The 9,928-nt window shown below is 63.1% G+C and carries 11 protein-coding genes and 1 pseudogene; 7 read left to right on the top strand and 5 right to left on the bottom strand.

Going from position 1 to position 9,928, the window contains the following annotated elements:
* The 3 genes from ISS20_RS20895 to ISS20_RS20885 all read right to left on the bottom strand — a co-directional run.
* A partial coding sequence (locus ISS20_RS20895) for a PepSY domain-containing protein (RefSeq protein WP_291439195.1) occupies nt 1-261 on the bottom strand: 261 nt, incomplete at its 3' end.
* Between the two features lie 197 nt (nt 262-458).
* On the bottom strand, nt 459-791 hold the full coding sequence (locus tag ISS20_RS20890) for a BON domain-containing protein (RefSeq protein ID WP_291439193.1): 333 nt from the start codon (nt 789-791) through the stop codon (nt 459-461).
* Nucleotides 788-1,063 carry a PepSY domain-containing protein gene (locus ISS20_RS20885; protein WP_291439191.1) on the bottom strand — a complete coding sequence of 92 codons (276 nt, stop codon included), beginning with the start codon at nt 1,061-1,063 and terminating at the stop codon, nt 788-790. The genes ISS20_RS20890 and ISS20_RS20885 overlap by 4 nt, the downstream gene beginning before the upstream one ends.
* 403 nt (nt 1,064-1,466) lie before the next feature.
* Between ISS20_RS20885 and ISS20_RS20880 the strand changes: the two genes are divergently transcribed.
* The 6 genes and pseudogenes from ISS20_RS20880 (at nt 1,467) to ISS20_RS20860 (ending at nt 7,494) form a co-directional block, all read left to right on the top strand.
* The gene (locus tag ISS20_RS20880; protein WP_291439189.1) at nt 1,467-2,171 is read left to right on the top strand and encodes a VIT family protein; all 705 of its coding nucleotides are present in this window, start codon (nt 1,467-1,469) and stop codon (nt 2,169-2,171) included.
* A 44-nt stretch (nt 2,172-2,215) separates the two neighbouring features.
* Nucleotides 2,216-2,533, top strand: coding sequence for a cation-transporting P-type ATPase (locus ISS20_RS23690; protein WP_366828618.1), 318 nt, complete (start codon nt 2,216-2,218; stop codon nt 2,531-2,533).
* A 149-nt stretch (nt 2,534-2,682) separates the two neighbouring features.
* Nucleotides 2,683-3,306 (top strand): tyrosine-type recombinase/integrase, encoded by a 624-nt coding sequence (locus tag ISS20_RS20875; protein WP_291439187.1) that lies wholly within the window; start codon nt 2,683-2,685, stop codon nt 3,304-3,306.
* 195 nt (nt 3,307-3,501) lie between these two features.
* Nucleotides 3,502-3,747, top strand: a pseudogene (locus ISS20_RS20870) (PLP-dependent aminotransferase family protein); the annotation flags it as partial.
* A gap of 553 nt (nt 3,748-4,300) precedes the next feature.
* Entirely contained in the window at nt 4,301-5,194 is an 894-nt protein-coding gene (locus ISS20_RS20865; protein ID WP_291439185.1) for a hypothetical protein, read from the top strand.
* Entirely contained in the window at nt 5,191-7,494 is a 2,304-nt protein-coding gene (locus ISS20_RS20860; protein WP_291439183.1) for an ATP-dependent DNA helicase, read from the top strand. The genes ISS20_RS20865 and ISS20_RS20860 overlap by 4 nt, the downstream gene beginning before the upstream one ends.
* A gap of 77 nt (nt 7,495-7,571) precedes the next feature.
* Here ISS20_RS20860 and ISS20_RS20855 read toward each other — a convergent pair whose 3' ends face one another.
* Both ISS20_RS20855 and ISS20_RS20850 read right to left on the bottom strand, forming a co-directional pair.
* On the bottom strand, nt 7,572-9,086 hold the full coding sequence (locus ISS20_RS20855) for a tripartite tricarboxylate transporter permease (protein ID WP_056744313.1): 1,515 nt from the start codon (nt 9,084-9,086) through the stop codon (nt 7,572-7,574).
* Between the two features lie 10 nt (nt 9,087-9,096).
* Nucleotides 9,097-9,519 carry a tripartite tricarboxylate transporter TctB family protein gene (locus ISS20_RS20850; protein WP_056067517.1) on the bottom strand — a complete coding sequence of 141 codons (423 nt, stop codon included), beginning with the start codon at nt 9,517-9,519 and terminating at the stop codon, nt 9,097-9,099.
* A 152-nt stretch (nt 9,520-9,671) separates the two neighbouring features.
* Between ISS20_RS20850 and ISS20_RS20845 the strand changes: the two genes are divergently transcribed.
* Nucleotides 9,672-9,928, top strand: a 257-nt coding sequence (locus ISS20_RS20845) for a response regulator (protein WP_291439179.1), incomplete at its 3' end; no start/stop codon positions are given.

The following is a 9,928-nucleotide window of genomic DNA, read 5'->3' as shown; positions in this document are numbered from 1 at the left end:
CAATACCTTCAGGGTTTCCGGGTCGATCTTGGCCTTGAAGGTACGGCCCTGCGCGTCAATACCTCGAATCTCGTAGCAGCCGTCATCAATCTTCAGGCGCTGGATCTGCCAGCCCTCCCGGGCTGCCATCTGCCGCACGGCTTCTCGCGACTGCCAGCGATCCAGCGGCGCATTGCAATCGTCATCGGCAAGTGTCGGCAGGGCAGCCATGCCCAGTGACATGGCCAGCAAGCCAAGGCGCAGAGAGGAGAGATGTTTCATGGGAGGCTCCGGTTCATGCCATTGTGGAAAGCCCACCTTGAACGCTTGCTGAAAGGCGTATTCATGTGCTGTTCATCGGTCCAAGATAGATCACGTTCTCAGATACAACCGACGGGGCACTCACCCAGCGGCCGCGAGGCATTTTTTTCTTTCTGCCCAGATGACGGCCCGCTGAAGCACTTGACTGGGTCAATGCCTCACTGCTTGACAGTCAACTCGTTGTGAATGGTGTGGGCGCCTTCAGCGGCCCGCGCAGCGCTGATGGCTGTGTCGATCTGTTCTTGGCTTTCCACCACACCCGTGAGTCGAATATCGCCCTTAGTGGTGACAACGACAATGTCCTGGCCAGCAAGATTCGGTTCGCTTTTCAGCGCAGAGTTGACATGGGTCGTGACGTCCACATCTGAAACGTTGTCGGCTGCGCTTGCCGGCGGGGCTTGCATTGGGCTGGCGGTCTCTGTCTTGCCGCATGCGCTCAGCAGAAGGGTGCAGCAGGCGGTCAACAGCAGCGCTTGGGTGGTGTGTTTCATGGAATTCTCGATGGGTAGGATTTGGAAAAAGGAGACCATCTGTGTAGGCGGTGGCCAAGAGGGTGAGAAGAGGTTTGAATTTCGTGATGTTTCTTCTTGGGGTTTGGTGACTGGATCTGCCAGCTCTCCCGGGTTGCCACCTGCCACACCGCTTCTCGCGACTGCCAGCGATCCATGGGCGCATTGCAATCGTCATCGGCAAGGGTCGGCAGGGCAGCCGAGCCCAGCGACATGGCCGGCAAGCCATAGCGCAGAGTGAAAGCGTGTTTCATCGTGGGTCGCCTTCTCAAAAAGATTTGCCGATCACAAAAGCGGCGGGATGCGTGAGCCCGTGGCTAAAGCCACGCGGGTGCATATGCAGTGCATCGCCCAAACGCCCAGTGGCTGGGAGAAACCAAAGATCAAGCGGATCGGTGCGCTTCCATAAGTATCGCGGCGTGATGTGTCGAACGAGATGATGTGCATCAAGGAGATCCCTTCTCACTTGATGGCATTGTGTAAAGAACGTCACATCCAGTACAGGCCAAGAGCCGCTGAGGGGCGCAGTGGAGGAGCTCGACGTTCCCTCGTTTTCGCCTTTAGCTACCGACTGTTTCTGGCTTTCCTTGCTCCAGCGATCGCAGCGCGAGCAAGATGTGAGCGTAGAACTTTTACTCTTCATTCTCGGGAGCTGACATGTCGCGCCTTCACACCCATCCCGAATCCCATCTCGTCTCGCGTATTGGCTGGCTGCGCGCGGCGGTGTTAGGCGCCAATGACGGTATCGTCTCCACCGCGAGCCTGATCGTCGGCGTGGCGATGGCGTCAGCCGCGACATCCGAGGTGCTGGTGGCTGGTGTTGCGGGTCTCGTCGCGGGCGCGATGTCGATGGCGGCAGGCGAATATGTGTCCGTCAGCTCGCAATCCGACACCGAACAGGCCGACCTAGCGCGCGAGCGGGCCGAGCTCTCCATCCAACCCGCTCTCGAACGGGAAGAATTGGCGCGGATCTACATCGACCGAGGCGTCTCACCCCCACTCGCGCACCAGGTGGCCGATCAGCTGATGTCCAAGGATGCGATTGGCGCCCATGCACGCGACGAACTGGGCATCTCCGAGGTGACGGCGGCGCGTCCTCTCCAGGCTGCGCTGACCTCGGCTGCGACATTCGCGGTCGGGGCGGCAATGCCGTTGGCGATGGTTCTGCTGATGCCGCAAGACACGCTGGTGGTGGGCGTATCGGTCGCTTCACTTCTGTTTCTCGCGCTCCTTGGAGCCGTCGGCGCCCGGGCGGGCGGCGCGAACGTGATGAAGGCGACTCTGCGCGTCACCTTCTGGGGCGCGCTCGCCATGGCATTGACGGCCGGAATCGGTGCGGTGTTCGGAACCGCCGTGGGATAACGCGGCCCTCCCGCATGCCCCGCACCTGATGCAAAAGGCCCCCAATGAACGATGCATCGCGAGACGCTAGCTACTGGAGCCAGGACGTAGCCGTCCTCGCGGCGACATTCGACGGTGGCACCGGCGGCCTGACGTCGTCGAGCGCCAGTGCGCAACGCGCCGCGATCGGCCCATACAGCGTGGAAGATGCTCCCCGGCTGAGCGCGCTGCGGCTTCTGCTGCGCCAGTTCGAAAGCCCAAGGGGGGCGCAAAGGCAGATGGTGGTACTACCCCAATCAGGGCAACTCTGCTTCTGGCTAGTGGCGAAGGGCAGATCTATTAGGACCGCCGTTCTCAAGTTGAGCCCTGGGCTTTCTGAATGAACGTAACTGGCCGAAAGCGCTGGTTGGCCGCCCCACTAGTTTGCAGTCACCCGTATCGGTCGAGTGCGCTTTCCTGACTTGACACAGCGCAATATTTTTGTGCTTCACAAGCGCATGCTTTGGGACCCTCAACTAGATGGGAGACCATCATGGAAACCTCGGGCATTACTGTTCATCACGAGCCGTGGAACAAAGGCAAGATCGTCGGTCAAAAGGCGCCCTTCAAGGTGAAGGACATCTGGGCCCTGCGCGTGCGTCTCCAGATGGAAGGCCGGGTCCGCGAACTCGCACTCTTCAACCTCGGCATAGACAGCAAGCTTCGCGGATGTGACCTCGTTGCACTCAAGGTGCGTGATGTGTCCCATGGTGACCAGGTGGCCACGAGAGCCATCGTCATGCAGCACAAGACCAAGCGTCCGGTTCAGTTCGAGATCACGGCAGTCACCAGGGAGGCCTTGCAGGCTTGGATCAAGCAGGCGGCATTGAAATCTGATGACTTTCTTTTCCCGAGCAGGCTCCACGATTCGCCCCACCTGGGAACTCGGCAGTACGCCCGGATCCTCGGACACTGGGTAAATGAACTTGGTCTGGATCGTTCCGAGTATGGAACCCATTCGATGCGAAGGACCAAGGCGACGCTGATCTATCGACGTACCAAGAACCTCCGAGCCGTGCAACTTCTGCTCGGCCACTCCAAGTTGGAGTCGACAGTGAGATACCTGGGCATCGAGGTCGACGATGCCCTCGAAATTTCCGAGCAGACGGAGATCTGAGATGGTCGTCAGCGGCCACCACTGCTGCAAGGCCTCGGTGGCCGATTTCAATGACTCCTACATAGAGACGGCCAGGTGCTGCGCAACCGGCCAGGAGCTGATTGAGGCGACAGTTTGCTGACCAGTTCTTCCCCTTACACTACTTACACACCCGTCATTGGGGAGTAGCCGCTCTGCGCCCACAGGGGTCTCACTGGACTGCGATGTGTCCGTCATCCGGCGTCATACTTCGTCTGGCTCCCTTTGCCAGAAGAGGTTCGTGCCGACAGGGTGGCAATGGCGCTCATGTCCGATCGCATTTCAGTGCCCACGGCAGAGCCCTTCGCGACCACCTCCCAGGTGCCGCATGCGCTGCGCCTGGCTCTTGGATCCGTAGGGCTGGACTCGCTTCGCGACGCATTGCAGACGGTCAAACGAGTGATCGACGACCATACTTACTAAGGTCTTCCGATTCCAACGATTTGGCATCAAGCAGCGACAGCTTGATGGCCATCTGTCGATGGTTCGCTCCTTGCCGAAACCCGAAGTCTAGACGCACTGATGACCTATGGCGCGGCGCCGTCCCTAGCGAAGGGCCGCAGCACTCTCGAGACCGGTCGGTCGCACCGCATTCGTTCGGGCGGTTCAACGACCGGTAGGTGGCCTTGACTGGCGCTACCAGGCGAAGGGCCGAACGACTCCAGCCGCTGCGTTGCAGCCTCTCGAAGCCGCATTCAATTTGCCAGCTGCATAGACCGTCAAATGACAACTTCCGATTGTTAGCCTCACGCTGGACAAGTGCATCCTCATTCAAGCCCCGGAAGACTCATTTCTTCCCTCTCGGAATGTCGTAGCGAGAACGCTCCTATTTCAATAGCTGCTAGCGCTTATTCATAGAGCGGCAGGGGCCAATTTGACCCAAATTTCTCTGCTCCCTCTGTCCTCTCATCCAAAAAGCAGCACCTGCCAGACACTGTGATTAAAATCAGTGCCACGCCAGCCCACCCACCCCGCCATGACGGCGCTGCCCTCCCCCACTTCGGACTCCCCGCCCTCCACCCCGATCACCCGCTTTCACCGCACGCGCCTGATGCAGATCTGGCGCTCGGCGGGGTGGCCGTGCAAGGATGGGCTGGAGATTGACCTGTTGGCTGCGGGCCTCATCAGTCTGCACATTGCGGCCGATGGTTGCGAAACCCTGCGCCTCACCGACCAAGGCATCCGCACCCTGGCGCAAGCCCGCCAGCGCGGCGTGCGTGCGCTGAGCCTGCACGACCGGCTGGGGCAGAAGTTTGCAGCGCAGTTGCTGGCTTCGGGGCGCATCGTATGGACCGAGCTGTCACTGCGCGCGGTGATCGACACCGTGCCGATGGGGGAGGTGGCGCCGCCTGCGGTCACAGCCGATGCGCCCGCCAACACCGCCCCCGCGATGGCTCCGCTGTGGGCAGACGATGACCACGCCCCCGCTGCCCGCGCCGCAGCCAACGTGTGGCGCATGGCCCGGCCCGATCTGTTCTCGGTGCGCAATACCTCAGTACCAGCCTATCTGCAGCCCATGGTGCATGAGGTGAAGGCCAGCCGGGCCGACCTGCTGTCGGACCTGCGGCACGACGCCAAGCGGCAGGCCTACCAGTGGTTGTGCGAGGAGTGCTACTACGTCTTCCCGGCGGGCATAGCCGAGCCCGAAGAGATCCCCGAGCACTTCGGCATTTGGGTATTGCACGGCAGCGTAGATGACGGGCGCTTTGAGCTGCTGCGCCCCGCGCGGCACAACCGCTGCACCCTGCCCTTTTCTGTGTGGATGGCGCTGTGCAAGGCCACGCCGCTGCGCAGCGATGACGACATGGCTCAGACCCATTTGGGCGAGCCTGCTCCTCCCGCCACCGACACCCCGACCACCCCGCCATGACCTATAGCGTGGCGGTGCGCGAGCTGTGCGAGTTCACCGCCAAGCAAGGCGACCTGGACCTGCGCTTTACGCCTGCGCCTACCGCGCTGGAGGGCATGGCGGGCCATGCGGTGGCAGCGTCGCGCCGGGGTGCGGGCTACCGCGCCGAGGTGGCACTGAGCGGCAGTTACCAAAGCCTGCGCGTGCGCGGCCGGGCCGATGGCTACGACCCCGCGCAGCAGCGCATCGACGAGGTCAAGACCTTCAAAGGGCGGCTGGACCGCCAACCCGCATCGCACCGCCACCTGCACTGGGCGCAGGCCAAGGTGTATGGCTGGCTGCTGTGCGAGCAGGAGCAGCTAGCGCACATCGACGTGGCGCTGGTGTATCTGGACGTGGGCACGCAGCAAGAGACGGTGTTCACCGAACACTGCAACGCCGACGACCTGCGCCAGCACTTCGAGGCCCAGTGCCAGCGCTTCATTGCCTGGGCCGAACAGCAGGTGGCCCACCGTGCCGCACGCGATGCGGCACTGACCACCTTGGCGTTTCCCTTTGGCGACTTTCGCATCGGCCAGCGCCCGCTGGCCGAGGCCGTGTACAAGACGGCAGTGGCGGGCCGCTGCCTGCTGGCCCAGGCGACCACGGGCATTGGCAAGACCATGGGCACGCTGTTCCCACTGCTCAAGGCTGCGCCTGCGCAGCACATCGACAAGGTGTTCTTTCTGGCCGCCAAAACCTCGGGGCGGCAGATGGCGCTGGATGCGCTGGCGCGCCTGGCCGACAGCGCACAGGCGCTGCCCCTGCGCGTGCTGGAGCTGGTGGCGCGCGACAAGGCCTGTGAACACCCGGACAAGGCCTGCCACGGTGAATCCTGCCCGCTGGCACGGGGCTTTTACGACCGGCTGCCTGCTGCACGCGCTGCTGCGGTGGCCGCCACCAGCACAGGCGAACCCGCCCCCGCCTTGCAACAAACCCGCGTGCGCGACGTGGCCCTGCAGCACGAGGTCTGCCCCTACTACCTGAGCCAGGAACTGGCCCGCTGGGCTGATGTGGTGGTGGGCGACTACAACTATTACTTTGACCTGGGCGGGCTGCTGCACGGCCTGGCCCAGGCCAACCAGTGGCGCACGGCGCTGCTGGTGGACGAGGCGCACAACCTGGTGGAGCGCGGCCGCAAGATGTTCACCGCCGAGCTGCACCCCGCCGCCTTGGCCCAGGCCCGCAGCAGCCCCACCGCTGCGCAGCACGCGCCGGTGAAGAAGGCGCTGGACAAGGTGCGCCGCGCCTGGGTGGCGCTGGACAAGGCGCACCCGGCCACGTACACGGTGCTCGAAACCTTCCCCGACAAGCTGCTGGCCGCGCTGCAGCAGTGCACCACTACGCTCACCGAACACTTTACTGATCACCCCACGGAGCCAGACGGCGCGCTGCAAACGTTCTACTTCGATGCCCTGCACCTGCAGCGCATGGCCGACCTGCTCGATGCGCATTCGACGGTGGACATCACCCAGGCTTCTGCCGCCCACCACCAGCGGTCCTCCAAACCCGGCGATTCCGTGGTCTGCATCCGCAACGTGGTGCCCGCGCCCTTTCTGCAACCCCGCCTCGCAGCGGCACACACCAGCACCTTGTTTTCGGCCACGCTGCAGCCCTCGCGCTACTACGCCGACCTGCTGGGCCTGCCCGAAGGCCACATGTGGGTGGATGTGGAATCGCCCTTTGCCGCGCAACAGCTGCAGGTGCAGGTGGCGCGCCACATTTCCACGCGCTACCCGCACCGCGCGGCGTCGCTAGCACCCATCGCCACGCTGATGGCGCAGCAGTTTCGCGAGCGGCCCGGCAACTACCTGGCGTTTTTCAGCAGCTATGACTACCTGCAGCAGGCTGCCGCATTGTTTGCGCAGCAACACCCCGACGTGCCGCACTGGTGCCAGTCGCGCCGCATGCTGGAGGGCGAGCAGCGCGATTTTCTGGCGCGCTTTACCGACAGCAGCCAGGGCATCGCCTTTGCAGTGCTGGGTGGCGCGTTTGCCGAGGGCATCGACCTGCCGGGCAAGCGGTTGATTGGCGCCTTTCTGGCCACGCTGGGCCTGCCGCAGGTCAACCCCGTCAACGAGCAGATCCGCGAGCGCATGCAGACGCTGTTTGGCGCGGGCTACGACTACACCTACCTCTACCCCGGCCTGCAAAAGGTGGTGCAGGCTGCTGGCCGCGTGATTCGCACGCCCAGCGACGAGGGCGTGGTGCACCTGATGGACGACCGGTTTGCGCAGACGCAGGTGCGTGCGCTGCTGCCCCCGTGGTGGAAGGTGGGGTGACCCACAAAAAAAGGCCGGTCACCCGTTGGGGACCGGCCTTGCAAAGGCCGCCAAAGCGGCACACAGAGAGTCAATCTTCAGGATGCAACGGGCTCCGTCACCACCAGCTCTTTGGCCTTGCCACGCTGGCGGAAAAACGCCACCGTTTGCCACAAGACGAATGCGGCGATCAGGCTGATCAGCGTGCCGCTGATAGGACGGTTGATGAACACCTCAAAACTACCGCGCGACAGCAGCATGGATCGGCGGAAGTTCTCTTCCAGCATGGGGCCCAGGATGAAGCCCAGCATCAGCGGCGAGGGGTCCATCTCCAGCCGCATGAACAGGTAGCCCAGCGCACCAAACGCTACGGTGATGAACACGTCGTCCAGGTTGTTGTTGATGCTGTAGGTGCCAATGCAGCAGAAGAACAAGATCGCGGGGAACAACACGTTGTACGGAATCTTGAACACCGACAGCCAGTAGCGCACCAGCGGCACGTTCAGCACCAGCAGGAAGCAGTTGCCAATCCACATGCTGGCGACCAGACCCCAGAAGAGTTCGGGGTGGCCGGCAATCATGTTGGGGCCGGGCTGGATGCCCTTGATGATGAACGCGGCCATCATCAGCGCCATCACGGCGTTCTCGGGGATACCGATGCTCATCAGCGGGATGAAGCTGGTGCGTGCAGCCGCTTCGTCCGCTGCAGCCTGGCCAGCCACGCCTTCGATGCAGCCGGTGCCGATCTCGTGGCGGTACTTGCTGACCTTCTTGTCCAGCGCATAGGCCGCAAACTGGGCGATCACGGGGCCGCCGCCGGGCAGGATGCCCAGGATGGAGCCCACCACGCTGCCACGCAGGGCGCTGGGGATGATGCGCTTGAACTCCGGCCAGGTGGGCATGAGCTTGATCTTGCCGTTGAAGGGCGAGCGCTCTTCACGCGAGTCGAGGTTCTTGGCGATCTCTGCAATGCCGAAGCAGCCCAGCGCAATGCTCACAATGCCCACGCCGTCGGCCAGGAACGGAGCGTCCCAGGTGAAGCGGGCCAGGCCGCTGTTCACGTCGGTACCGATGGAGCCCAGCAGCACGCCCACCATGCACATGGCCAGGCCATTGAGCAGGCTGCCCGTGGTCACAAAGCTCACGCACACAAAACCCACCAGCATCAGCGCGCAGTAGTCGGCAGGGCCAAACAGAAAGGCCACCTCGCCCAGGCTGGGCGCCAGGAACGCCAGCACCACAATGGCCACCGTGCCCCCGATGAAGCTGGAGAACCCGGCGGTGAACAGGGCCAGCCCCGTTTTCCCTTTCAGCGTCATCGCATACCCGTCGATACACGCCACGATACTGCTCGCATGCGGGATCTTCATGGTGATGGCGCTCACGCTGTCGCCGTATTGCGCGCCGTAGTAGATGCCGGCCAGCATGATGAGTGCGCCGGTGGTGTCGATGGAATAGGTCAGCGGCAGCAGCAGGCTGATGGTGGCCAGCGGGCCCAGGCCCGGCAGCAAGCCCACCAGGGTGCCCACCGTGCAGCCCAGGGCGCAGAACATCAAGTTCTGCAGCGTCAGCGCGTGGCTGAACCCAAACGCGAGGTTATTCAAGACTTCCATGGCGGCGACCTCAGTACAGCGGCAGGCTCACGCCCAGCAGCTTTTGGAATGCAAACGCAATGCCGACCAGCACCGCAGCGATCTTCAGGTTGCGCTTCCACGAGTACGACGTACCTGCAAACCCCGAGCAGAACACCAGAAACACGATGCCCGCGATCATGTTCACAAAGTGCGACAGCGCCGCAAAGCCACACAGGCTGCCCAGAATGATGGCGATGTTGCGCACCTGAAAGTCCATGGGCACCGGTGCCACCAGGCGCGCGCGCACCACGGTGATGACCCCGATCACAAACAGCATGCAGCTGACGATGAACGGGAACATGCCCGGCCCTGCGCGGCCGAGCGTCCCCAGCGAATAGCTCATGGACGGCAGGCCAAAGCCCAGCGCCAGAGCCATGAGGGCAAAGCCTCTGAGTAGATTGCGGTTGATCATGTAAAGGTTGTCTCCTGATAGGCTGGACGACCCCATCCGGCGGTGCAAACGGCGCGCAGGGCTGGGGTATGCTGACGGGCAGACTATCTCCATCGAACCTGATCGCAGGCTGATCTTGGCCATGCGTAATTTCACGTAGAACCCCGACCCCCATGCGCCTCCTCCTGGTGGAAGACGACCCGGTGCTCAGCCGCACCATGGCCCAGGGCCTCGAAAACGCGGGCTACCGTGTCGAGCTGGCCCATACCGTCGAAGAAGCCCAGCACTGGTGGGCCGTACAGGCTTTCGACGCTGTGCTGCTGGACCTGAACCTGCCCCACGCTGCCCACGCGCGCAGTGGCCTGGGCAGCGGCCTCACCGCCCTGCGCAGCGCCCGTGCGCGCGGCGACCGCACCCCCGTGCTGGTGCT

The organism is Acidovorax sp., assembly GCF_016783915.1.
Taxonomy (GTDB): domain Bacteria; phylum Pseudomonadota; class Gammaproteobacteria; order Burkholderiales; family Burkholderiaceae_C; genus Acidovorax.
The sequence above is the reverse complement of the archived record's forward strand: the minus strand, read 5'-3'. Positions and strand labels throughout refer to the sequence as shown.